The following is a 24,452-nucleotide window of genomic DNA, read 5'->3' as shown; positions in this document are numbered from 1 at the left end:
TTGCTGAGATCGCCCGCTGCCTTACTCCGCGGCAGGAACGAGCCGGTCGTTGTGGAACTCTTCGCGATAGGGCTTTGCCGTCGGCGGCAGTTCGCGCTTCAGGAAGAAATCCTCGTTGCGCAGCTGCCGCAGGAATGCGGGGATCATTTCACGGTAGCCGTGCAGGATCGAAGGATTGGCCGCCGGCAGGTCGTGCTTGATCATGGCGTGCAGCATCGGCAGCGCGTGATAGGGCACCATCGGGAACATGTGGTGCTCCACATGGTAGTTCATGTTCCAGTAGACGAAGCGGCTGACCGGATTCATGTAGACCGTGCGGCTGTTCAGCCGGTGGTCGGTCACGTTGTCGGCAAGGCCGCCATGCTGCAGAAGCCCCGTCAGCACGTGATGCCAAGCGCCGTAAAGCCGCGGCAGACCGATGAGCATCAAGGGCAGGATCGAGCCGAGATAGAGCGAAAGGCCGATCGTCGCCAGATAGATGGCAAGCCAGATCCGGGCGACGCGGATCGCCTTCGGCTGCTCCATTTCCGGAATGAAGGTCTTCTCCGCGGCGCTGATCACGCCGAAGGCGTTTCTGACCATATCGATCATGGCATGCCAGACGTCGATGATGCCGAAGAAGTTGAGGACTAAACGCAGGAGATCCGGCGGCCGCATGACGGCGATTTCCGGGTCGCGCCCGACGATGACGGTATCGGTATGATGGCGGGTATGGCTCCAGCGCCAGGCGACCGGATTGCGCATGATCATGAAGCAGGCGATCTGGTAGACGGCGTCGTTCATCCACATCGTCTTGAAAGCGGTGCCATGGCCGCATTCATGCCAGCGGCTATCGGAAGCGGATCCGTAAAGGACGCCACAGGCTAGGAAAAAAGGCGCCGCCCACCAGCTTCCCCAGAAATAGATGCCGAGGCCGCCGAGAAGAACCATGCTGCCGAGCCAGATCGCGGTGTCACGGATGGCGGGGCCGTCCTCCCGCTTCATCAGCTCCTTCATCTGCTTGCGCGGAATGTCGGTGTGATACCATTCGGCTGCGGCAAGGCCGCTTGCAACCGCCGCCTCGGCATCGCGGCCGAGCAGGCTGTAATCGCGCTTCGTCGCAACTGTCGTCATCCTTGCCTCCCCTGCAGCGGGCGCCTCTCATATGCGCTAATGTGGCTGCAGCCTTTTGAACCGGCGCCACTCCCGATCGGCGCCTCCATCCGATGAAGTGAGGATAGGTTGACTTTGGATGCTTCTCAATGCAGTCATGATATATTCTCTCAATTCCTATCAGAACGACAGGCTCACGGATGAGGGAATAGTTTCAGGGAGGAGACATGACGAAGAGGCCGACGATCGCGGATCTCGCCCGCGCCTCCGGCGTGAGCGTCGCAACGGTCGACCGGGTGCTGAACGGCCGTCATCCGGTGCGCGAGGAAACGGCACGCCGCGTCTATGATGCGGCGAAAACCATCGGCTATCATGCCGTCGGCCTGCTGCGGCAAAGGGTCTTCGAGGACCTGCCGCAATACTCGCTCGGCTTTCTCCTGCAAAAGCCCGAGCAGTCGTTCTACAAGGCCTTGGCAAAGGAGATCGAAAACGCGGCGCTTTCGGTGACGCATGTCCGCGCCAACGCGCAGGTGGATTTCGTCTCAAGCTCCACGCCCAGCGCCATCGTCGAAAAGCTGAAGATGATGGCGGCGCGCAATCAGGCGATCGCGCTGGTGTCGCCCGACTACCCGGCCGTGACTGCGGCAATCGAGGAGCTCAAGGAACGCGGCGTCCCAGTCTTCGCCCTCCTGTCCGATTTCGCGGCGGGCGTACGCGAAGGCTATATCGGTTTGAACAATCAGAAAGTCGGCAGGACGGCTGCCTGGATGATCGTCAAGGCAGCCAAGCGGCCCGGAAAGGTCGCGGCCTTCGTCGGGAGCCACCGTTTCCATGGGCACGAACTGCGCGAAATCGGCTTTCGCTCCTATTTTCGCGAGAACGCACCCGATTTCGAGGTCCTCGACACGATGGTGAACCTCGACACGCCCGAGATCACTCACGAGGCGACGCTCGATCTCTTGCAGCGCCATCCGGATCTCTTAGGCTTTTACGTCTGCGGGGGCGGCATGGAGGGCGCCATCTCGGCGATCCGCGAGGAAAAGCTCGGGGGCAAGCTGCTCGCCGTCGTCAATGAGCTGACGCCAGAATCGCGCGCTGCCCTTGCCGACGAAATGGTCCTGATGGCGGTCTCGACGCCCGTTCCGGCTTTGGCCCGGGAAACGATCGACCTTATGGTCGGCGCGATCGACCGGGGTGCTTCGAGCGTGCCCGGCCAGACCTTCCTGCCTTTCGATATCTATACGCCGGAAAATATCTGACCTCGACGTCGCGAAGACATTTGCGAAATTGCGCTTTCTGGAAAACGATAGCGAATCAACAGCTTTTACAACCAGGAGAAAGCGATGCGGCGCTTCATTCTTAGTCTTGTGGGCGTTGCCGCGCTCGCCGTCGCTGCAATTGCCGTTCTGCCAAGCCTGATTTCCAGCGATTGGGTGCGGGCGGAACTGGGCCGGCAACTGTCGGCTGCGACCGGCAGTTCGATCGCGTTCAACGGCCCTGTGAACCTTTCGGCATTTCCCTATCTCGCAGTCGTCGCGGAAGACGTGACGCTCTCGGCCGAAGCGGAAGGGATAACCGCCGAGTTTGCTGAGGTCTCCGGTTCGGTGGCGCTTTCCTCCCTCTGGTCGGACCGGCTGCACATCAAGCAGATCGCGCTCGACCGTCCCGTCATTGTCCTCAAAGAGAAAGCAGCGGACGAAGCGGCGTCGACAGCCGACCGCGGGATTGAGACCGGTTCCGGCGATCCGCTTCCCGCACTCGTCGCCTTTCTTGAACGAAGCGCAATCGAGTCGGTCTCGATCACCTCCGGCACATTCATACGGCGAAGCGCAGAAGATCCCGAGGAGGTCGTTTCCGATGTCGAGCTCACGCTTTCGGCACCCGACGTCGATGACGCGTTCTCCCTTTCTGCATCCGCCCGCGTGGGGGAGCGGAGCTACGAGACGAGCTTTACCATCTCAACCCTGCGGTCGCTGCTCGAGCGCCAGCCCGCCGATGTCACCCTTACCGCGGAAGCGGATCCGGCTCCCGCGCCGGGCCTGACCAACTTCGAGGCAAGCGGACAGGTCACCCTGAACGCCAATGGCAGCTATCAGATAAGAGGCGGCGAGGTGGAAGCCGGCGAACAGGCCTTCAGCCTGAATGCCCTCTTCGTCCCCGGCGAGCGGGCGCGGTTTCTCGTCGATCTCGAAGCCGACCGGCTCGACCTGACGCCGTTCATGGATGTCGCGCCGGAAACGTCGCAGACGGAAGCGCCGGCCGCGGATACGGCCAAGCCGGCGAATTTGCAGTTTCTGGCCGGCTTCGATGCCGACATGAGCATCAACGCGGCCGCTTTGACCCTTGGCGAAATTTCAGCGTCGGACGTTTCCTTTTCGGCCGCACTCAAGGACGGGGAACTGGCTGCCGAGCTCGGGCATCTGGAGATCGATGCCGGCAGCCTTGCCGCCAACGTCGCGACCGACGTCACGGCCGACGAACCGGCCTTCCGGGGCCGCCTCGCAAGCAAAGGGCTCGACATCGCCAAGCTCTCAGCCCTCGCCGGCCAAACCGTCCCGCTTTCGGGAGCATTGACGATCGACGCCGGCTTCGCCTTTCGCGGCCTTGACGGGGAAGCCATCAGAAAGACAGTAGATCTGGCGGGAACGATCGGCCTTCGCGATGCGGCCTACACCCTGCCGGGCATTGCCGATGAGACGATGCGCGAGGTGAAGGCGAAGAAGATCACGGCCCGGATCGAAAGCCTCGCGAAGCCGTTGCGCGTGGCCGGCCGACTGCAGTGGCGCAACAAACCGGTCGATGTCGATCTGCAAATCCCCGCCGTCGATACGATTCTCGCCGGCAATCTCTCCGCTGAGGGAATCCCCCTCAAGCTTCAGGTGAAGATGCCGGACGCAAACCTGTCGCTCGACGGCAAAGCTGCTCTGGCGGGGACCTATGCGGGAAAACTCGGTTTTTCCACCGCCGACCTTTCTGCTTTCCTTGCCGGCCTCGGGCAGAGCGGTGCTGAGAGCATCGGTCCGCTGGCGTTCAACGGGCATGTCGATGCGGGCGCGACGGGTGTTTCCTTTCAAGAGGCGAGCATATCCGTCAATAGCGTCGAAGGTGCGGGCAGCGGCTCCGTCGAATTCACGACACCCCTGAAGATCATGACCGCGCTGAACTTCGACGAACTGGACCTTGCGCAGCTTGCCGGGGCGCAATCCCCGGCTCTGCAGGCAAAGGCGGCGACAGGGGCTGAACCCGCCGACGTTCCACTCGACCTCTCCGCTCTTCGGTCAATCGATGCGACCATCAAGGTCAATGCCAAAAAGCTCGGCTACGGCAAGGTCTTTGCCGGACCGGTCGCCACCAGTCTCGTCGTCTCTGATGGCGTTGCAAGCCTGACGCTGCCCGAAGCTCCGTTCTATGGCGGCCACGTCGTCGCGAGTCTCCGGGCCGACAGCTCCCAGTCCGAACCCTCGATTGCCCTGAAGACCTCCATCTCCGGAGCATCGGCAGCGCCCCTGCTCACCGATATGGCGGGCTTCAAGCATCTCGAGGGCTCATTGAAAGCCGAGTTCGACGTGACCGGTGCGGGCGGCACAAGCGGGGCACTTGCGAAATCGCTGCAGGGCAACGCCAATGTAGGATTTTCGGATGGAGCCATCCGCGGCATCGACATCGCCAACGTCTACAACAATCTCGTGAGTTTGATGACGTCAGGTTTCAAACAGGATGAGAGCAAAGCCACCACCTTCACCGAGCTTGGGGCTTCCTTTGCCATCGAAGGCGGCGTTGCGCGCACCGAAGACCTCAAACTTGTCGGTCCATTGATCCGCATGACCGGGAACGGCGCGGCAGACCTCGCACAGAGCACTTTGAACTTCCGGCTCGAGCCCCGCCTCGTCGCATCCTTGAAGGGCCAGGGCGCCGAGATCTCCACCGACGGCATCGGCGTCCCCGTCGTGGTCGAAGGCAGCTTCGCCGCACCCCGCATCTATCCGGACCTTTCGGACTTGCTGAAGAATCCCGATGCCGCATTGGCAAAGCTCAAGGATTTCGGACTGCCGATCGACAAGTTGCCGATCGGCGACCTCCTTAACGGAGACGGCGCCGGCGCAGCCGTTAAGGATCTGCTCGGCGGCACGCTGGACAAGGCGCTAAAAGACAAGGCTTTCAAACAAGAAGAACAGCAGCTCTCGATCGAGGAGATCATTGGTGGCGATCCTGCACCGAAGCCCGACGAGGCGGCTGTAGAAATCCCCACAAACGAGGAAGCGGCCAAAGCCGACGCACCAACCGAACAACCGGCAAACGGAACGGAAGTGCCAAGTGAGGAGGCCGATGGTCCAATGGAGGGTTTTTTCAAGCAGCTCCTGCGGTAGCGGAAGCGACCAACCTCTCCCCAAACGCATCGACCGCAGGATGCGTAAAGCTAATCGGGGAAACGATACTTGAAATGTTCGATCTCGGCGCCGAACAACCGTTCGACGCGTTCGCGATCGCCTGGTTTATAATAACTGCGAATATCTGGCCTTGTTGGGTTAGCCTTCGCTCTGGTCAGGAATCGTTCATCAAAAGGCAGTCCGATTCTGTCGCATACGCTTCGTAGATCCTCCGACAGGCGCTCCTGCCGACCGACGAAGTCGACAACGATTTCGTCATTCTTGGTGTAGAGCTGCCACGACTTCCAATTAATACGCTCCTTCTCGGCTGCACCTGCTTCGATCAAGCAGAGCATTTGCGAGAAGCTCGGCCGGGTATCGGCCTTCCTGTAGTGCCAATTGTAAAGAGAAACAGCCCTCTCGAACGGGTTTCGCACGAAGCAGAATTTGAAATACTGTTTCCAGGCAGAGGGATCGAAGGCCTCGATTTCGCTTGCGCTCGAATGATCCGCGAGCCTGCCTGCAAAACGCCGGCTGAGAGCGACACCGGCCAGCGAATCGACGCTGTGGTTGCGGATGAGGGTTTGAGCAATCTTGCGTGGAGACAGGTGGCAGAACATAGCAATCAGCGCCAGCCGATTGGCTTTGGCTCCATTTCCGAGTGCATCCTTCCAGGATCCAAGTTGTACGTCCCATGGTCCGAATTCGCGAGCAAGATAGGCGGATACCGCGCTGCCGGCGGTTTTCGGCACGTGGATGAAAATGAACTTATGGCGATGGGATATAATCACTGCCTGGCCACTCCTTAGCCGGAAATGTCGAACCCGCCTGTCATCGAAAGCGAAGACTCCAGCAAACTGACGCCAATGCCCCTCATATCTGCATCCTATGCATGGCCTCGGCTAGGGGAAGCGGTTTTTTGTCTCGACATGGCCGGACATCATTCGAAACGGAGGCGGAGAACTTCTTCTCCTTCCTAGCCGAAACGGTCATGCGCAATCGGGAGCGTGGAGGCCAACTGGTTCTGCTCCGAGCACCGGCCGGACTGGAACGCGCTGACCTGCGGCCAGTCAACATTGATGCCCCTGCCAAGCTCGCGCCGTGCGTGCAAAGCGTGAGCCGTCTCGTTGAAGCGGGAAATGAGCGAGGACCAAAGACCAAATGCTCAAGTGCCATGCGAAAAGAACCGTCCACGGGAGAGCTGTTCTGCTGGCATCACTTACATGGCTGACAGCTCTGGCGCTGCCGGCTGCCGCGGATGACGGAGCGCCCCCGCCGTCCTCTGTTCTGTGGCCTACACCACATCACCTTGGCACATTGCGATGCCGTTAGGGGGAGGACGGCGGGCGGCAACCACCCCATCTGGCAAGCGACAGCATCTTTCCGCCCTGCGTGATTCCTTAAATCGAAATCGGCATAAGGATGAAAGAGGGTGCCAGTCTCCGCCTTATTGGCGAGCCCACGGGTAAGGTGCTCGCTCAAGTCTTCCGGACCTCAACGTCCAGATATTCGAGCGGCCTTCCAAGGTTCCTGCTAGCATAGCTGCGAAGGTATGCTGCCGTCTCCCCAATGGTTTTCCAGATAGCGGCCTCGTCCTTGTCGCCGGCAGAGATACTGCCCTCTTGAAAATTCTCAATCAGGAAATTGATCAACTCACTCACATCACCGCCCATGCGGTGCATAGAGTATGGCCAGAACTCCATTGAGATTAAATTAGCCTGCGATAATGTACGCTTGCCGCCGGCAACTACAAAAGGCTCAGCTCCTTGCACGTCAATCTTGGCCGCGAGAGGCTTAGCCACATCCAAAACTAAATCATCAAGGCGCTTCGCTACCACAGAGATCCTCTGGCGAGGGCCCTCACTTAATAGCCCATTCGATACGCTCAGACTTATTCGGTGATCTCCGGAGTGGCGCACAGAAATCTCGAAAAGCACAGTCGTATCCTTGTCAAATAGAGCAAGGTTCAGTAGGCGAACGTTACCGTTGTGACAGTTGACGGCGATGTTTTCTGAGAGATAGCGGAAATTGTTCGGCTCTGGCTCAAAAGCGAAGCATTCCACTTGCGGCATTTGGGCGATAGGGATAACTGTCAAGCCGATGTTGGCGCCTATATCCAAGTAAGTTCCACCTCGCTCGGCAAACAATTCCTTAAAGAGGGAACGCTCACGCGGAGCCCAAGAATGTTCTCTTGCGTATTTGACAAGGACTGAATCGTCGTCCACAGCGCCGCGAATAGTTCCGGCGTCCCCGTCAGCGACGAAACCGGTGAAACCCATCCTCCTCGCCATATCTCCGGCGGCCTCAAAGTTTTCTATATTCCTCGCGAGTTCTGCCAAAATCAGTTTCTGGACTCGCAGTGGGAGCGCTGCCACGGTTCGGCACAGTAAACTCTTCCCAAAAGTCTTCATTCCAGAGCTCCTGTGGTCTCTTTCTACATGCTTGATGACATCATGTTGGGGTTAAACCGCTCCTGTTCTTCGCCAGCCCGTTGTAGTTCGCAAACTTAACATCATAAGTCTCAAATTTGTCACCGGGAGCGCATTTGGTTCTGCCTTCATGAGCGGTCGGTAGTTTACCGATTCCATGCGCGGGGCACCACCTGCTGTGGGGCTCACCTTTTAGCTATCTAGCTATCTCCAAAGCAGTAGCGCCGGACACCAGCCGACACCAGATCGATCACCACTCTTGCCGCGAGCCTGGTTGTACTGTTGTACTTCTTCTGGTTCATGGTGTTCGCCGGTGAGGCATAGCGAGGCTCGTTCAGCCTGAGGTCGGTAGTGACCACCGCCGGCAGCTTCAGGTCGACCGTATGCAGGCTGCCGTCGACCTCGCGGGTGACGTTCACCTTGCCGTCGCCGATCTCGACCTTCGAGGCGAAGGTGCCCCGTGGCCAGTCAAACGTCCTTTTCGGCGATCAGTCTGGCGGTTGCCTCGTACATGAGAAAGCCGTGAGCTTGCAGACGCTTCCTTTGAGCGCCGGGCTAGGTTGTGGACCATAGTGGTGGTTGCCTTCTGTGGATCACACAACGATCTTCTAAATTATCCTATTCGAATTTATTAATATGTAGCGGAACCTTTATCCATCCCCTATAGTCCCTTCCCGCAATGGAGGTTGCCTGAGGAGGATTATATGAGCGACACCGCTTTTGGGTTCCTGGTAGCGGCTGAACTGTCAGCCTTGCTCTGGGCCGCACTGCTCATGTTGGCCTTCTCGGTTTTCTGATCATCCTTTCAGTTTCGTCACTCCTCAATGGCCTTTGCGACCGCCGTGCCGCAAAGTTCCGTCTCGGACGCCTCCTGCTTGCTGAGCTTTCCGTACTCCTCGATCGCAGCATCGTGACCTGGCAGCGAGCCGTCTTCGACAAAGGTGTTGACCAGAGCATCTGAGACTGCATCGCGCCAGATGATCTCCTGCCCCGCTGCGGTGCCAACCAGCTAACGGGCTGCATCGGCCTTGGTCTTGAACATGAGTCAGTGACTCATCCACCTTGCTCGCCTGTCAGGCCTCGAGCACCAGCTAAGTGGCATCGGCTCCTACAGTCAATTCCAGAAAGCCACCTTGGATGTTGTGGAGGCGAGCGTAGACGCCGTCCGGACGGCGCGCGAGTTCTTCGTGCGTCCCCTCCTCCACGACCAGCCCCTCGTTCATCACGACGATCTTGTCGGCATTAACGACGGTGGAAAGCCGGTGAGCGATCACAATGACGGTGCGGCCGCTCATCGCCTGATCGAGTGCCTTCTGGACAGCTGCTTCCGACTCCGTATCAAGAGCCGAGGTAGCCTCGTCCAGAAGCAGAATAGGCGCGTTGCGGACGAGCGCTCGGGCGATCGAGAGGCGCTGGCGCTGGCCGCCGGATAACGTCATGCCTTGTTCACCCACAGGTGTATCGTACCCCTGTGGCTGCGCGAGTATGAAATCATGCGCATAGGCAAGCCGGGCCGCTTCCTCTACTTCCGCGTCCGTCGCTTCGGGCCGGCCGTAGCGGATGTTATCGCGGATGGAACCTTCAAAGAGGTAAGCCTGTTGTGAGACATAGGCGAGCCCGTTGCGCAGAGACTGCTTGGTAACAGCGGCTATGTCTTGCCCGTCGATCAGGATCACGCCCGATTGTGGATCGTAGAAGCGTGGAATGAGGCTGATGATCGTCGATTTGCCGGCTCCGGACGGGCCAACGAGCGCGGTAGTCTTGCCACCTTCCGCCAGGAAACTGACACCCTTGAGGACCTCCTCGCCATTGCCATAGGAGAACCGCACGTCGCGAAACTCGACGGTCGCTTCGCTGAAGGCCAGTTGACGCGCCCCGGGCAGGTCCCGTTGATGCGGAACCGTGTCCAAAATTTCGTAAAGCATGCGGGCGTTGACGGCAGCGCGCTCCAGGGACACCTGCAGGCGAGCTAGGCGTCGCACCGGGTCGTATGCCAAGAGAAGCGCCGTTACAAAGGCGAACAAGGCACCCGGGGCCACGTTGCTGTAGATCGTGCGGAAGGCCGCATAGGCAAGCACGCCCGAAATTGCCAGGCCTGCAAAGGTCTCCGTCAACGGCGCCGTCCGTTCGCTCAAGCGCGCGATGCGGTTGGCGCGGTTCTCCGCGCCCTTGATGATGCCCTCGACCTTGCGGCCCAACTCGTCCTCCATCGTGAAGGCTTTGACGATGGAAATGCCCTGGATGGTTTCCTGCATCGCGCCTAGCACGCGGCTGTTGGCCTCGACCGCCTCGCGCGTCGCCAGACGCAGCCGCCTGGAAATGTAGCGGAGCCCGAGGAGCAACGGAGGGGTCCCCACAAAGGTGATGAGCGAGAGCAGCCAGTCCTTGCTTATCATCACGCCGACAAGACCGACCAGAGTCAGGACATCGCGGGCGACCGACGTGACTGTCATGTTGAGCACGTCGCGGATGCCGGAGATGTTCTGGTTAATCTTGGCGGTAAGGTGTGCGGAGCGCTTTTCCTGGAAAAAGCCAATGCTCAACGCCATCAGATGCGTATAAAGCCGGCGCTTATAGCTAGCGACAATACTGTTGCCAATTTTCGATAAAGCGACGGCTTGCCCATAAGTCGCAAGGCCTCTCAGCACAAAGGCAGCAAATATCGAGAAGCAGACGAGTAGAACGACGTCGCCGCGCTTGTTGGCGAAAGCTTCGTTGATCACCGTTTCACTGATCCACGCCGTGAAAGCGGTCGTTGCAGCCACGACCATCAGGCAGGCAATGGCAAACGCATATCCGCCGATATGGTCGCGGCCGTTTTCGGCAATGACGCGCCTTAGGATCCCAGCGATCGTTTCATTATCGACTTCGCGCTCTTTTCGATCCTTGACGTTCAAATAGTCCCGTCCCCGCAATCACGCATGCGTGCCCGTGTACTGGCGCCGTCCCCGGGTCTCTATAGTGCCTTGAGACCGTTTTGACCAGTCATGGGCACCCTGTTGTGGCAAGCCCAACGGTTCAGCCTTCCAGCCGCCTCCCTTCTGCAACTTCACAGGATTTCAGTTCAAACGAGGTCGGAAGCCACCCACTCTGCCATGACTTCGTTTTCAATGTTTTCCGTGCGGGCGAGGCTTCGGCTCCGTGTGAGCGAGGCTTCGGAGGCCCTTCGCAATTTCTTGATGTCGGACTGAAATTTGTGCACTTATACAGGAGCCATTATCCTGAACCTGATCGAAAGCACGAAAATTGTTCGAGGGGATAAAGTCCGCCATACATTGGCGGTTCGCCAAAAAGCTGAGGAATTCGAATCCTGACAGAGCTGCAAGGCACTTGGTGCTGGCAGCTACAGGACGCGGGGCAGACGTCTCCAGAGCCAGGCGCGCTGCGGGATTTCTCGTGGCAGACAAAAGGTACTCGGACGCCCGCACGATTTGCCGGGAGCATATATCATCAGGCGATCCATCCGGCTTTTGGCGGCATTACGAGAGCTTCGTTGACGAGCTCGCAAGCTCCTGCCGACAGCAAGAAGTGTCCGGCTTGAAAATCAAGATTGCTCTGTTCAACGATACAGACTTTAGGGTCAATATCGGATGCCGACTGACGAGCCAGGGTCTCAAGCAACAAATTCTAGATGCGTTCCCCGCGGCTGAGATTACGTCCATCGGTTTCAACTTCGCCGCCTTCAGGAAGGAATTCCCGAAGTCCACATCCGCTGGAGGATATGAACTCTCGGACATTGAGACCCGACTTTCCACTGCATATGGCGAAGGCGCTGTTGACCATATAACGGCCGCCGATTTCGTGATCCTTCAGCCAGAGGGATCGTTGGACCACAGGACAACGGCAGAAGGGCTTGCAACCTTCTTCACCCCTATTCTCACCGCCAGGAAGCTAGGAAAGCCATTTGCTGTATTGAACGGAACGATACCTATCTACGAGGGCGAACGATCGGATTATCTCAAAGGGCTTTTCCGCGAACTCGGCCATGTGGCCGCACGCGACGAAATCTCGGCGGAGTATTACGGGATCGAATTTCTGGCAGATGCTGCATTTCTTCGGATATCGCCAGCGCCCGTCGCGGATCGCGATGGTTGCCTGATAACCACCGGCGCCAGAAACAATGCCGAAGAAGACGTTGAAATTCTAAAGGCTGCGCTGAAGATTTGCGAGGCGTGGAAGCTTCGGCCTGTTGTTCTTACGCACGCAGTTGAACGATTCTCTCCATATGAGGCCGAGATCATTGGCCGTGGCGGCATTTTTGCTGAGACGGCCAGTATCGAACATGCTGCCGAGACGATCTCAAAATGCCGCCTGCACATCGGCGGGCGATATCATATGGCGATCTTCAGTCTCCTCTGTAACGTTCCTTCTCTCCTGTTCGACGTCAAGACCCACAAGAATCAATGGCTTGAACGATACTCTCCTCTGATAACGCTTGTGCATCCGCACACGGACCTCGATGCCGCGGCAGCCGCGGTGCTGAGCGGGGGCGTATCGCAGGGACATCCGGGATCAACGGCCGCGGAGAAATACGTTCATTTCCTGAAGCGCGCTATGGCTGAGCAGCCGCTATAGTCGGTCCCCCGTTCGACCAGACGCTGCTGCGGCGAGCGGCCAATTACAGCGGCGCGCGTTCCGAATTATCGCCATTGGCGGTAATGCGAGGCAGATAGCGGCCTACCCGCAATTGGCGAGATCGTGGTTGTCCGCCCCTCCACCGCCCAGTTCAGGATTGCATTTGCCTCGGCATGCATCTTTGCTCTGATCTCGGCCCGTTCCACTTCACTGGAGACGAATTGCAGCGGTATACGTTCAAGTGCGCTGAGTACGTCCTGCTTGAGGTCGGCATCGGGATCGTCCCTGAGCCTTTTGGTTGCAAGGACTTTCACCAGAAACTCAAGGGTCGCTACCCGCAATCCGTCATCTTCGAAATGCAAACTTCCGCCCCCCGGTGATTGCACCTTGAGCGGAGATTAACAGCGGCGCTTGTCAGTGGCAATTCGGATTTACAATACACGAAGTAGAAGAATGAACGCGGCACAATATTCAAAGTTTCTTGGACGGAGAACTGTCTCACGTGTGGGACGAGTACCGGCCGCCGCCCGCTCAGCGACTCGCAGCCTGGACGCTCTCTCGCATTATGCTCAGCACGGGACGGAAGAGTGCTGAGAGACTTTCCGCACCTTTCGCCGACAGGTGATCCCCGTCCTTATAGAGAACGGTGCCCTCTCGCATAGCATGACACCTGGAGGCGTCGCAGATTGCGCTCATCGGATCGACAACCAAAGCTCCGCTCGATCTGGCCGCATCCGCCAAAACCCGCCGGGCCAAAGCTTGCCGCTTATTGGTGTATTCAACAGAAGGAGCTATATCGAGCGAGCGTCCAGACGCAGCGGCTCGTGCAAGAGCTTCGGGAACATCATATCCCATCTCCGGCACATCCATAACCAACACCGCCTTCGATCCCTGCCGAGCGAGGTTGGTCAAGGTCGCATCAAGTCCCTTCCTGACCGGAGTAGACCAGTCGGTCCGGGAGGGTACGACGCGAGGGTCAAAGAAGATACCCTGACCCGGAAGCTCATCTCGGTGGACGTACTTAGGCCAATAGCCCACCATGAACACAAAGGCGAACTTTCTCTTCTCGATTAGCGACATCACTGCGGAATTGTGATCGATGCATCTCTTGACCGCCCCCGGAGGACCGAAATCCGTATTGGGCAAGGGCGGGCACGATCCGCGCCCGACGAACATGCCCGATATACCCATTTGGCGAGCGGCAAGGTCAATAGCAGGAGCGATCGCAGCGGCATGAGAATCTCCCCACACGAGGAACCGCGGCTCGCCTGCAGTCTCGACTCCGACCCGGCAGATCTCCCCTCTCCTTATCTGAACCGGTGTCAGACCTTCCCCATTTGAATCGGTGAAACACCGCTTGGAGGAAAATGGGCTCTCATCATAGGTGGCCTGGTAAAGCGTTCGTGCCTTTTCGGGCAACCTTTGGGGAATACCTTTCAGGTCATTGACAATGAAGCCGAAGGCGACCGCCGAAGAAATAGCAGCGCTACTCACGCCGATGATCGCGACGCGCGAGGAGGCCAGCACGCCATACCGCGCGGGCTGCTCGACAAACCTCCATGAAATGTATGCGAGCGCGAAGGACATCGCCACGGCGGTCAGTGCCCATCCGGTTGTCAGTTCGTGGCCAAGGCCATAGCGCAAGAACACGATTATCGGCCAATGCCAAAGGTAGAGCGAGTATGAGATGCGTCCGATGAAGACCGAAACGGGATTACCCAGTAAGCGCCCTATCGCTCCGCCTCGACAGTGTGCGTGGATCACAAGGGCCGTACCGAGGCAGGGCACTGCCGCATAAATACCGGGAAAGGGCGTATCAGGAGAATAGACGAAAACGGCCAGGAGAACTGCCAGCAGTCCGAGTGCCGCCATTGCCTGTGACCCGCGGGGCCCATAAGTCGAGGCAGGAGCAATGGCAACAAGGACTCCGATCAGCAGCTCCCAAACGCGAAAATGCAGCAGGTAGAATGCTTTTTCGGGCGAGTGAACAATCCCCCAAGTGCTTGCCCCGAAGGACAAGAGCGCAACTGCCAACACGATTGCACGGATGTGCCTATGCGCGAATTTGAAGGCAAGGAAAACCGCGACGGGAAAAATCAGGTAAAACTGCTCTTCCACCGACAGAGACCAGGTATGAAGCAATGGCTTCATTTCTGAGGAGAGATCGAAATAGCCGCTCTCGCTACGGAACAGGATGTTCGAAGTGAACAAGGCAGCGGCTTGTACGCTGTCGCCGAAATACCGAAACTCTTGCGGCATGAGCAAAAACCATGACGCAACCGCCGAAACGGCAATCATCGAGAACAATGCCGGGAAGATGCGCCTCATCCGCCGAAGGTAGAACGACCAAAAGCTGAAGCTGCCACGCTCGAGGTCGGTGAGGATGATCCTCGCCATAAAAAACCCGGACAAGACAAAAAAGACATCGACCCCGACGAATCCGCCTGAGAACGAACTGAAGCCTGCGTGAAAGAGGAGCACAGGCAAGATCGCCACGGCTCGCAAGCCGTCCAGGTCCGGGCGATACTCGAAGTCTCGGTGGATTACTGCCAAGCGCGTTCCCATTTCCGTGATGGACTGCCAAAGCCAAAGCGGCGTTTTAAGCCACCTTAGATCGTACGGTGTGCTCTCCTCGGAGGCTGGCTCGCCAACCATCTCCGGGCGGCACCATTTGTCTTAGGCCACGCCGGCACGCAGAAGATCGTGGACATGCAAGATGCCCGACGGCCGGCCAACATCATCGACCAGAAACAGCACCGTGATCTTTTGCGATTGCATCATTTCCATGGCTGCACTGGCCAGCATTCCAGGCGTAATCACGCGAGGCATGTGCGACATCACGGTCTCGACGGTGAGGAGCAAAAGATTTTGTGACATGTGGCGCCGCAAATCGCCGTCGGTAATGACACCGACAAGCTCACCGTCGCCACCAACGACGCCGACGACCCCGAAACCCTTGGAAGACATCTGAATGACTGCTTCGCTCATCGGACTGCCGATCGGCAAAAGTGGCACAGCCTCGCCCGAATGGGCCAGCTCATGGGCGAGCAGCAACTGCGAACCGAGCTTGCCGCCCGGATGAAACGTCTTGAAGTCCTCGGCCGAAAACCCCCTCCGCTCAAGCAAGGCTATTGCAAGAGCATCCCCCACTGCCAACTGCAGCATTGCAGACGTGGTCGGGGCTAGACCATGTGGGCATGCCTCCGGCACTTTCGGCAGAACCACGGGGATCGTGGAGTTGCGAGCGATTGTGCTATCGGCATTCGACGTGACGGAAATGACCGGGACATTGAAGCGCTTGGCGTAAGTGAGTACGTTCCCGAGTTCGACCGTCTCACCGGACCATGAAAGCAGGATGAGCAAATCCTCGGCGGTGATCATGCCGAGATCGCCGTGACTTGCTTCCGTCGGATGCACGAAATAGGCGGACGTACCGGTGGAAGCTAGCGTCGCGGCGATCTTGCGTCCGATGTGCCCGCTCTTGCCAACACCCGCCACAACGACCCGGCCACGCTTGGAGGCGACGAGTTCGATGGCATCGACAAAACTACGGCGCAAGGCCGCATTATCCTCCAGACGGCCCGCCAGCGCATTGATTCCGTCGGCGGCAGTGGCGATCGTACGACTGACCGACGCCAGTATTGGGTCACTTACAACTACGTTCATTTCTTGACTGTCCGAAATTGTCGACGACCGTTTTAAAGGCGTCGCTTACCGTTGAAGTCTTCGAAATCAAATCAAGATGGCTAAATTGTGCGATTTGCGGGTAATTCCACGCTTTCTGCACCGTGACGGCAGAGTATTGAGAAATTGCAATACTGGCTCACCCCTTTCTAGCCGAAGACCCGGCGGCGAATGGACAGGTAGTCTGGCTTGTGCGAGACATAAAGTCAGTCCATTAAGTGAATCTCGCCCGCCTACCTGTTCAATGGAATTTCGCGATGACGATTGAACCTGAAGCGCTTGAAAAACTGCGAGAAAAGCACCGCCGCTGGCTCTCGCGACTCGGCATTATCGACAAGCCGTGGCTGATTCTCGGTTCCGCGCCCTCCCCCACGATTCCGCCGGACCTGATTGGACATTGCGCACGCGTTGACGTCAATAACGCTGGCAAGACGGCCAATGCACTGGGTCTCCCACCCGCCGATTTGACGTTTCGAAAGCGCAAGAAATCGTGGGAAGAGCATCCCTATGTAAGGACGAGAGGCCTTCTATGGCTTCATACGAAGTCTATCTGGGTGATGTACCTGAAACTTCTGGCAATGCCGCATGTTCGCTACAAGAGCCTGATGCGCGCCACCAAAGCTGAGCGCGAAGCGATCGTCAACGTCGTGAGTGGCGGGCTTCCCTCCGATATTGGAGAAGTCGGCAAGGTGACGAACGGAGTTGCCGCCCTGTGCTATGCACTTTTCATGGGAGTGCCGTCAGTGACGCTTGCCGGGTTCTCAGTCACCAAGATGGGCCATTCTTACGATGAGAAGGGCAGAATTCGCCGGCAGATTGCGGAAGACACCTTCGTTCTCAGGCGTTTGAGAGATCGAGGAAATGTCTTCACGACGGAGCTGGAACTCTCTGAGCACATCGGCCTCCCTTTCGTTCGCGACAGAGAAGACGTCATTCGCAACATGGGCGGCGCGATCGGCGCCAACCCGGCTCAGTGGAAGTCCGCCCAAATATAAGCAAAAGTGTATGTGTCGCCCGGGCGCCCGGCGTTGTACGGAACTGAGACGATCGTCGGCTTTGCGTCCGCAATCCTGACGGGCATGAGTTGCAGTAGGCCCGTAATGCGAGGAGGAACCTCCTCTCGCCCCTTACCTTCAGCCGACCAGGCCGCCAAGATTCGACCCGGCGGAAGGTGTTTCTCCGCCTCCTGTGAAAATCCGGTCAGGATGATCGGGGTATCGGGAAACTGAATCCTGAGATTACCCGCCACGATCCTGTCGTCGACGACGATGGCGACCGGGGGCGGACCCGGATCAGCGCGCACCGTGCTGGCAAAACCGTTGTAAGGCGTGTGCGCGAAGGAATAATCGCCAATCATTGGTCCGACAAAGACCCTTGCCCAAAGCATCACGATGACGCCGACGGAGAGGATGCCCGAAATCGAAAAAAGTGCGGGCAGGCGCCGGGCAGGATCCAGGTCGGCGGCATCGATTTTCAGCGTCAGATAAAGTGGGAGGAGCGCAGTAAAAAGCGCCAGCCATTTCGCACGGATGTGGGTCGCATCCATTGCTACCACGATAAACGCTATTATGAGGAAGCAGGCGACAATCATCCTGCCGATGACCCTCGTCCCTAGGCTCTCGGCGCGGAGGATTTTCCCGACATCCGCGTAGAAGAGCAATCCGAAGACGGCAAGGGTCAGTGCGACGCCCTTCAGGGCCGAAACCGCGAGGGAAACAAGGCCTTGGATCGCGTGCGGAAGCCGCGCGCTGTCTGCCCCCTCCTTCATCTCAGCGACAGTGACACCGGTGGCATGTCCAAGATTATTGACGATCCAGTAGGCATGGGGTGCCACGATCATCGCGCAAACCGCAACTGATGCGAGCACACGCCAGTCGAACAGATATTTGCGCAGCTTTGCCTCTGGCAGAATGGCGAGCAGTGCCGCCACCGGCAAGATAACGAAATTGTATTTCGAAATCGCCCCGAGCCCCACGGCAACGCCGACAAGCAAATAATGGCCAACCTTTGGTGGGCTCTTTAGCGCACGGAAAAAGCCGTAGAGGAACAGCGACACCGCAAATAACGCGGCGACGGTGTGCGATAAGTCGCGCTGTGACAGCAGGAAAACCGGTGGGAGCGTGAGGACGCCCAGCACCGCCACCGCCGGAGCGAGCCGACTGCTGGAGAGAAGGCGCGCCGTGAGCCCGTAGAATAGAAGGAAGAGGAACAGAAGACCGTTTTTTACAATGGCGAGCGACGCAACGGAGATACCAAATAGCGTCACGACTCCATATTGAAGCCAATTGTAGAAGGGTGGCTGGGCTCCGTATCCGAGCAGCAGATATTGTGACAGCAGTGCTTGCTCGGATTCGTCTATCTCAAGCGAGTCCGGTCGAAGAACTTTCAGGATGATGCTCAGCAGGCAATAGCCGGCGATCAGAACGTATAAGAGATTCGGTCTTCGAACCAGGAGACTGCGCATTCTTCCCCCATCGTCCTCGCCCGCATTGGTGGCAATATCGCGGGCCAGCGACAAAGCTACTAGGCGAAGTTCGCGGAAATTGCCAGACGCCCTCCTGTGGACGACGGACAACCAACCATATCGTTCCGCTGCCCCAGGCTTCACGCCGCCGCCTTTTTTGGTTACACCTGGTATCCGGTTGAGACGCAAATCAAACGTCAGTTGAAATCGTTTCGCCGCTTAGAGGATCAAGCCAGACCAACGACGTTTTGAAGCCTACCCATAATCGGAGGTGAAATGACGCAAGGTGCTCATATTTACATCGGCTTCGACAGCAAGGAAGTCGTCGCCTATCATGTTCTTTGCCAAAGTATTCTGGAAAAGAGCTCCATCCCGGTTACGTTCACGCCGATATCCTTGAACAATGTCGAGAATATTTTCACGCGCGAGCGGAATCCTCTCCAATCTACAGAGTTTTCCTTTTCGCGATTCCTGGTGCCTTATCTAAGCCGTTATGAGGGCTGGTCGCTTTTCGCCGACTGCGACATGCTCATGCGGACTGACATCGCCCAGTTGTGGGAGTTGAGAGACGATCGCTATGCAGCGATGTGCGTAAAACACGACTACGTTCCGAAAGTCGAAACGAAGTTCTTGGGCCAGGTCCAAACCAAGTACGAAAAGAAGAACTGGTCGAGCGTGATCCTGTTCAATAACGCCAAGTGCCGAAAGCTCGATTTGGATTACGTCAATACTGCGTCTGGGCTGGAGTTGCATCAGTTCAAATGGCTAGAGTCCGACGACCTGATCGGCGAACTGCCCGCAAGTTGGAACTGGCTCGTAAACGAGTACGAATATTCGCCGGATGCAAAGCTTGTCCATTTCACAGATGGAGGGCCTTACTTCGATGAGTATAAAAACGATGATTACGCCGAGGAATGGTTCGCTACACGTGATCGTGTTCTTCATGTAACGCAGCGCTCGGCTTAATGGCGCGACACTCATAAGCCAATTTCATCGGGGCGGCGGCGAGCAACTAACCGCCTCCGCCCCGATATGGTGCTGCGATACAGCTTCAGTGCTTTAACGTCAGCTAACGCAATCCCAGCTAAAGCGTCATTCAGCTTGGGCAAAGGTGGCGTCGTAGCCAAACCCCATCCCGACAAGGGCCGAGATAGGCGAGTGGTTTACGACCTCGATACCGCTTTCGGCGGCTATACTCCGTGTCATGACCAGATGGTCGACGATCCGCTTTTGGGCCGCGACGATTCCCGAATAGGCCTTATCGGTTGTTTCGTAGTATCTCGGTTCATCGGCATTACTGAGATCGATCCCGACGAAGCCGATCGAGCGGGGCCTCCAGGCGACGGCAAACTGTGCGGCTGAAACCGCGACCGAGCCTGCCTGGAAAATGCCGGCAAAGGGGTCTTCGGAAAAGCCGACGTCGCCGTCCTCGCTCAGCCTCACATACGGCAGCTTTCGTAGTTCCGCGGTGTCCCGACGTGCCACCCCGTACGGCTTTCGCACGTTATCGATCAATACGATTTGTCTGTCTCGCAGCCATGTGCGATCCAGCTCGCAGATCGCCCTTATCACGCTCACAGAGAGCAGACAGACGCATCCGGCAGGAATCCGCTTCACGAGATCGAAGTGTCTCCATACGAACCGTTCGTCTTCGATTGCTATCGCCAGAGGCTTTGCGATTACGCTGGGAAAAAGGTGTAGCGCGCCGTTCAAGAGAAGGCAGGAAGACCCGTCTGCGCGGGTCAGATCGCATCGTGCCACCGAGGGGCCGGAGCCGACGATAAGCACATTCGCCGGCTTTTCTTCCAGGGCGCGCAACGGGCTCGTTAGACGTCCTACCAACTCGCCTCGATACTGGATCGTGCCGTCTCGATCAGCGGTTGCAAGTTCGAGTTTCAGCCCGGGAAACCAATCCTGAACATGGGCCCTGGAACGACCCAGTAGGAGGCGAACGGCGATCTTGATGCAGGAACGTGAAAATGGACGATTTGAAATCATTGATTTCTCTAACGCAGGCGTTGAGCGAGCAAAACGACGACACAGGGCAAATATGCAAAGGACTAGCGGTTTTTACCGCTCCACAACGGAATGCCTAATTCTTCCGAAACCGGCGGATCCGCCGTGAAGATCGGGCGGCCCTCACTAATCAGCTTGGAAACGAGGACTTTGTCCATTTGAACATGAAGACGCGTCAAACCCGTTGAATTGTAGACGTGACCGCTTGAGTTCGGATTTATTCCCGTGACGATGACGGCAGGTGCTCCGTTGTAGAGGGCAAAAAGGACCGCGTTCATACCGTTCGAGCACTTGGAATCGGCGTCCATCTCGAGGGAGCGCAAGTCAGCCACACGATCCAGCAACGCCATCCGCTCATACCGATCGACGATTTCCAGTCGATCGTATTTGTAATCGAACGCTCGCAAACCCTCCTCCAGGCGCGCGCGATCGTCCTTGCGCCAGAGAAATACGTAGAGCGTCCCTGTACGCTGCCCCTTCAGCACACGCCTGACCTCGATCGCGTTCGCAGTGGTTCCTTCGACCTGGTTGAACATCATCATGGTAATATCCGGCGCATCAACGCCCCACTTGGCGATGACCGATTGCGAGCCGTTCACGGTAATGATCCTGAAGCTCTCGTCCAATCCGGCCGGCCTATTGGAGACAGGCGCGGAGCCTACAACCACGACGGGGCTATTGAATCGAAAGGGTGCGGCCGGTGGATCCGGCCGCATGATGCGGTACTTCAGATTCCGGTATATGCGCTTACGCGCGTCGGAGATCCATGATCCCATTTGTCCTCACCAGAAAATCGGTACTCGTCAATTCGATGCTATTTACGCCTTCGTTTTCTTCAAAAACTTCGGCTTCAGCCGACGTAAAAATTCGTCGATCGACCGCAACACGTTTGTTAGAGATATCAACTTGTCCACTTGTGCATCGGTCTGGTTCAGACGCGATGACAAGACTTCTGCGATCGTCGAAGAGATTTCCGCAGCGGGCAACTCCGGGAACCTTGAAGCAAGCGATGCGTAACTGTTTGTGGCGATACCACCGTGCATCGTCAACTTGCCCACCCTTTCGAAAAGGCGCAAGAAGACCTGCTCGAAAGTCCAATCGTGGACAGCCACCACCCGCCACTTTTCGCTGCGCTTTGCCGAGAATCCCGCCAGGATGATCTTGGCCGGAAGCGCCTGGTCAACTAGCCATAGGGCGATGGCGAAGCCGCTCGTAGGGACTTTGGCCTGTGGGTAAAAATCAGCGCAGAAGCCGGTCAAATCCAGATGTCCCGTGGGCGTCCCCAGGTAATCGGAGCTTGTGTTCAATCTCTCGCTCGCCGCCAGGCGGATGTTCATGATGCCCAGGAAGTCCTGCGGCGCGAACAGCTTGACGACGTCAGCGACCTCTTGGCGGTAGACGATATTTGCGCCTCCCGGTTGAGCGCGTGAAATCAGCAAGGAGTGGCCGGAAAATTGTTCATCAAGAATCTTGTAGACCTTATTGAAGAATACAAAGAGGGCCGTCCGCGGGTATTCGGCCTGAAGTTCCTTGACGTTAACCTGATCGCTGTTAGCTACGAGGATAACGTGTGAATACCTCGAAAACAAAGCACACCATTGCTCCGCCGTCGTCAAATTCTCCGTCGTTCCGGAGGCGGGAAAGTCCATGTTCACTCATCCCAACTTCAGCGTGCTATCGGCGCGCGACTTCTCCATGCTACCGAGGCTTGGATTCCAAGTTCGGCTCTCTCCCTCTATAAAGGTGATGTATTCCAAATCAAAGCCGGCATGCTAGTTCGGAAGGTACATGGTCAAAGGTTTGGAAGGTCCCTTCTGCGTCGGCTGGGGCGAAGGGCAGGAAGGAGAGCCGTTCGATGTTTAGAGACCAAGGGGCGTAGATGTTTGGACTGAAGGCTAAACGGCATCTTACGAGAGAACTTGCTATCACACCTCCGCAAGGGGAGTTGAACCGACACGGCATTGCGATCGTCGCCTGCGTGAAAAACGAAGCCAGTTACATTGCGGAGTGGGTGCGTTTTCACCAAGCTGTTGGTGTTCGACATTTCCATCTCTACGATGACGGCTCGACTGATGGAACGGTCGAACTACTTCAGCGGTCGCTGACCGGCCAAGAACTGACCGTCGTCCCTTGGAAAATGCGCATGCGGGATGAACAAAGTGGTGAATTCTTGAACGGGCAGACGATTGCTTTCGCGCATGCGATCTTAAACTTCGGCGGTAAATATGAGCGTATGGCTTTCATCGACGTTGATGAATTCTTATTGCCCAAGAAAGGTCGAACGTTAGAGGAGGCATTACGAGGAGCCGGCGGCTTTCCTAACATCTCTTTGCCCTGGCATATGTTCGGCCATAGCGGTCATGTCTCGCGACCAGCAGGGCCTGTATGCCTCAATTATAAGATGCGGGTCTCCGATCCCATGCGGCAGAACCTCGACGCAAGCAATTTCAAATGCATTATCGATCCGGTCGAAGTCACGAAAGTGGGCGTGCATCACTTCCAAACACGTTCCTACGGCGACGAAACCGCAAATGATGCGGGGATGGTGGTGCCAAAGAAAAAGCGGAAGGCTGCCGATTTTTACTCCGCAGAGTTCCTGCAGCTCAATCACTATTACGCGAAATCGATCGAGGAGCTGAAGGAAAAGACAGAGAGAGGTTGGTCTTTCGACGGTTCTGCCGAGAAATACCGGAACAAGGTCATGACCACTATTAGGTATATCGAAGCGAACGCCACCGAAGACCGCAGCATGATCGATTTTGTCGACAAGAATGGGATCGATCTCGGCCAGTAATATTTAGCCAACGCGGGGCACGGCGGGAGCGGACCAACGTCACAACGGAGCTCAGCTTTGCAAGATAACCACGACGAAACGGCGAACACGCTCAACACGAGCTGCGTGTGGGCTGTGGCAGAAAGCAAGGCGGGAACGCTTACGCAGTGCCTTGGCGTGGGTAAACAATTCCATCGTGAGCCAGTGGTCAAGTTAATCAGTCGGACTCGCGGCTTGAGAAAACTGTTCGAACCCAGATTGTTTCGCAAAAGAGAACAGCGTCCGGAACTCGTAATCTCCTGCGGTTTCCGCGCTGAACCTGCGGTCCTCGACATCAAAGCGGCCTATGGCGGTAAGCCTCTCACCGTCCATCTCCAACGCCCACGCATCGAAGGATACGATCTTGTTTTCGTCTCTCGTCACGATTGGGTCGAGGAATTGGACCAGCGGCCGAACTATCACTCGATGGTCGGAGTACCGCATCAGATTACCTGGGCGCGGCTCGCGCCTCTTAGGGATGCTGCCCTCAGACGATTGTCACCGGACGGGCGCCCAATAGTCGCCGTTTTCGTAGGCGGCTCGAATGGAGCATATGTTTACGACGACAGAACCCACCAAAACATAAAGGGCGCAATCGAGCAATTGGAGAAAGAGGGCTGGCGCATCGTTGTATCGGCCTCACGTAGATCTGAAGACCACACACAGCAGGCCCTGTCGACACTCAACAGCGAAAGGATTGCTGTTTGGGACAGGCGAAGCGAGAACCCCTACCTCGACTACATGGCGGCCGCTGACGCGTTCGTCATCGCAAAGGACTCGATCACGATGCCCTGCGAGGCCCTGGCGACGGGCAAGCCTGTCTTTACACTCGAGTTAACCCACGTCGCGGGTCCGCGGCTGGACAAGTTCGAGCGCTATCACCGGGATCTGCATGAAACTTTGCAACTGACCCGGCCGTTTGAGGGAAAGATCGAACCCTACAGCTACGAACCACTCGATGAAACGCGCCGCATCGCCTCGGTAATTCGTTCCAAGCTCGACCGTCCGTAAGG

Annotated in this window: 18 protein-coding genes and 2 pseudogenes; 7 read left to right on the top strand and 13 right to left on the bottom strand. The window is 57.3% G+C overall.

Annotated features, from left to right (window positions below):
• Window positions 1-21: 21 nt before the first annotated feature.
• Complete coding sequence (locus M1D43_RS19970; RefSeq protein WP_498814440.1) at window positions 22-1,113, bottom strand: fatty acid desaturase family protein; 1,092 nt, start codon at window positions 1,111-1,113, stop codon at window positions 22-24.
• A gap of 206 nt (window positions 1,114-1,319) precedes the next feature.
• On the opposite strand from M1D43_RS19970, the gene M1D43_RS19965 reads away from it, so the two are divergent.
• Both M1D43_RS19965 and M1D43_RS19960 read left to right on the top strand, forming a co-directional pair.
• Window positions 1,320-2,351 (top strand): LacI family DNA-binding transcriptional regulator, encoded by a 1,032-nt coding sequence (locus M1D43_RS19965; RefSeq protein WP_127643057.1) that lies wholly within the window; start codon window positions 1,320-1,322, stop codon window positions 2,349-2,351.
• An 84-nt stretch (window positions 2,352-2,435) separates the two neighbouring features.
• On the top strand, window positions 2,436-5,459 hold the full coding sequence (locus M1D43_RS19960) for an AsmA family protein (protein ID WP_127616404.1): 3,024 nt from the start codon (window positions 2,436-2,438) through the stop codon (window positions 5,457-5,459).
• A gap of 50 nt (window positions 5,460-5,509) precedes the next feature.
• Here the strand turns inward: M1D43_RS19960 and M1D43_RS19955 are convergent, their stop codons facing one another.
• The 5 genes and pseudogenes from M1D43_RS19955 to M1D43_RS19935 form a co-directional block, all read right to left on the bottom strand.
• The gene (locus M1D43_RS19955; RefSeq protein ID WP_498814439.1) at window positions 5,510-6,250 is read right to left on the bottom strand and encodes a sulfotransferase family 2 domain-containing protein; all 741 of its coding nucleotides are present in this window, start codon (window positions 6,248-6,250) and stop codon (window positions 5,510-5,512) included.
• 687 nt (window positions 6,251-6,937) lie between these two features.
• Complete coding sequence (locus M1D43_RS19950; RefSeq protein WP_127643059.1) at window positions 6,938-7,870, bottom strand: FkbM family methyltransferase; 933 nt, start codon at window positions 7,868-7,870, stop codon at window positions 6,938-6,940.
• Window positions 7,871-8,175: 305 nt separating this feature from the next.
• Window positions 8,176-8,355, bottom strand: a pseudogene (locus M1D43_RS19945) (electron transfer flavoprotein subunit beta/FixA family protein); the annotation flags it as partial.
• A gap of 347 nt (window positions 8,356-8,702) precedes the next feature.
• A pseudogene (locus M1D43_RS19940) lies at window positions 8,703-8,930 on the bottom strand (anti-CBASS protein Acb1 family protein); the annotation flags it as partial.
• A gap of 49 nt (window positions 8,931-8,979) precedes the next feature.
• Complete coding sequence (locus M1D43_RS19935; protein WP_498814437.1) at window positions 8,980-10,785, bottom strand: ABC transporter ATP-binding protein; 1,806 nt, start codon at window positions 10,783-10,785, stop codon at window positions 8,980-8,982.
• A gap of 499 nt (window positions 10,786-11,284) precedes the next feature.
• Between M1D43_RS19935 and M1D43_RS19930 the strand changes: the two genes are divergently transcribed.
• Window positions 11,285-12,463 (top strand): polysaccharide pyruvyl transferase family protein, encoded by a 1,179-nt coding sequence (locus M1D43_RS19930; RefSeq protein ID WP_127643061.1) that lies wholly within the window; start codon window positions 11,285-11,287, stop codon window positions 12,461-12,463.
• A 65-nt stretch (window positions 12,464-12,528) separates the two neighbouring features.
• On the opposite strand, the gene M1D43_RS19925 is transcribed toward M1D43_RS19930, so the two are convergent.
• From M1D43_RS19925 to M1D43_RS19915, 3 genes are all read right to left on the bottom strand, one after another.
• Window positions 12,529-12,825, bottom strand: coding sequence for a hypothetical protein (locus M1D43_RS19925; protein ID WP_013850942.1), 297 nt, complete (start codon window positions 12,823-12,825; stop codon window positions 12,529-12,531).
• 169 nt (window positions 12,826-12,994) lie between these two features.
• Entirely contained in the window at window positions 12,995-15,028 is a 2,034-nt protein-coding gene (locus tag M1D43_RS19920) for an acyltransferase family protein (protein ID WP_127643062.1), read from the bottom strand.
• A 111-nt stretch (window positions 15,029-15,139) separates the two neighbouring features.
• Window positions 15,140-16,129 carry a KpsF/GutQ family sugar-phosphate isomerase gene (locus M1D43_RS19915; protein WP_498814436.1) on the bottom strand — a complete coding sequence of 330 codons (990 nt, stop codon included), beginning with the start codon at window positions 16,127-16,129 and terminating at the stop codon, window positions 15,140-15,142.
• A 275-nt stretch (window positions 16,130-16,404) separates the two neighbouring features.
• Here M1D43_RS19915 and M1D43_RS19910 point away from each other — a divergent pair, with 275 nt between their 5' ends.
• The gene (locus M1D43_RS19910) at window positions 16,405-17,142 is read left to right on the top strand and encodes a hypothetical protein (RefSeq protein WP_014527380.1); all 738 of its coding nucleotides are present in this window, start codon (window positions 16,405-16,407) and stop codon (window positions 17,140-17,142) included.
• Here M1D43_RS19910 and M1D43_RS19905 read toward each other — a convergent pair.
• A complete protein-coding gene (locus M1D43_RS19905) occupies window positions 17,118-18,755 on the bottom strand; it encodes an ArnT family glycosyltransferase (RefSeq protein WP_498814508.1) in 1,638 nt (545 codons plus the stop codon). The genes M1D43_RS19910 and M1D43_RS19905 overlap by 25 nt on opposite strands.
• A gap of 132 nt (window positions 18,756-18,887) precedes the next feature.
• Between M1D43_RS19905 and M1D43_RS19900 the strand changes: the two genes are divergently transcribed.
• Window positions 18,888-19,577, top strand: coding sequence for a glycosyltransferase family protein (locus tag M1D43_RS19900; protein WP_010975426.1), 690 nt, complete (start codon window positions 18,888-18,890; stop codon window positions 19,575-19,577).
• Between the two features lie 126 nt (window positions 19,578-19,703).
• Here the strand turns inward: M1D43_RS19900 and M1D43_RS19895 are convergent, their stop codons facing one another.
• The 3 genes from M1D43_RS19895 to M1D43_RS19885 form a co-directional block, all read right to left on the bottom strand.
• Complete coding sequence (locus tag M1D43_RS19895; RefSeq protein ID WP_127643063.1) at window positions 19,704-20,609, bottom strand: glycosyl transferase; 906 nt, start codon at window positions 20,607-20,609, stop codon at window positions 19,704-19,706.
• Between the two features lie 62 nt (window positions 20,610-20,671).
• Window positions 20,672-21,403 carry a hypothetical protein gene (locus M1D43_RS19890; protein WP_013850948.1) on the bottom strand — a complete coding sequence of 244 codons (732 nt, stop codon included), beginning with the start codon at window positions 21,401-21,403 and terminating at the stop codon, window positions 20,672-20,674.
• Between the two features lie 42 nt (window positions 21,404-21,445).
• Window positions 21,446-22,276, bottom strand: coding sequence for a hypothetical protein (locus M1D43_RS19885; RefSeq protein WP_015243265.1), 831 nt, complete (start codon window positions 22,274-22,276; stop codon window positions 21,446-21,448).
• 230 nt (window positions 22,277-22,506) lie between these two features.
• On the opposite strand from M1D43_RS19885, the gene M1D43_RS19880 reads away from it, so the two are divergent.
• Together M1D43_RS19880 and M1D43_RS19875 are read left to right on the top strand one after the other, a co-directional pair.
• Window positions 22,507-23,421, top strand: a complete 915-nt coding sequence (locus M1D43_RS19880; RefSeq protein WP_127643064.1) for a glycosyltransferase family 92 protein — start codon at window positions 22,507-22,509, stop codon at window positions 23,419-23,421.
• Window positions 23,422-23,478: 57 nt separating this feature from the next.
• The gene (locus M1D43_RS19875) at window positions 23,479-24,450 is read left to right on the top strand and encodes a mitochondrial fission ELM1 family protein (RefSeq protein WP_498814434.1); all 972 of its coding nucleotides are present in this window, start codon (window positions 23,479-23,481) and stop codon (window positions 24,448-24,450) included.
• The last annotated feature ends 2 nt before the right edge of the window (window positions 24,451-24,452 follow it).

It is taken from the genome of Ensifer sp. R1-3 (genome assembly GCF_056739175.1).
The sequence above is the reverse complement of the archived record's forward strand: the minus strand, read 5'-3'. Positions and strand labels throughout refer to the sequence as shown.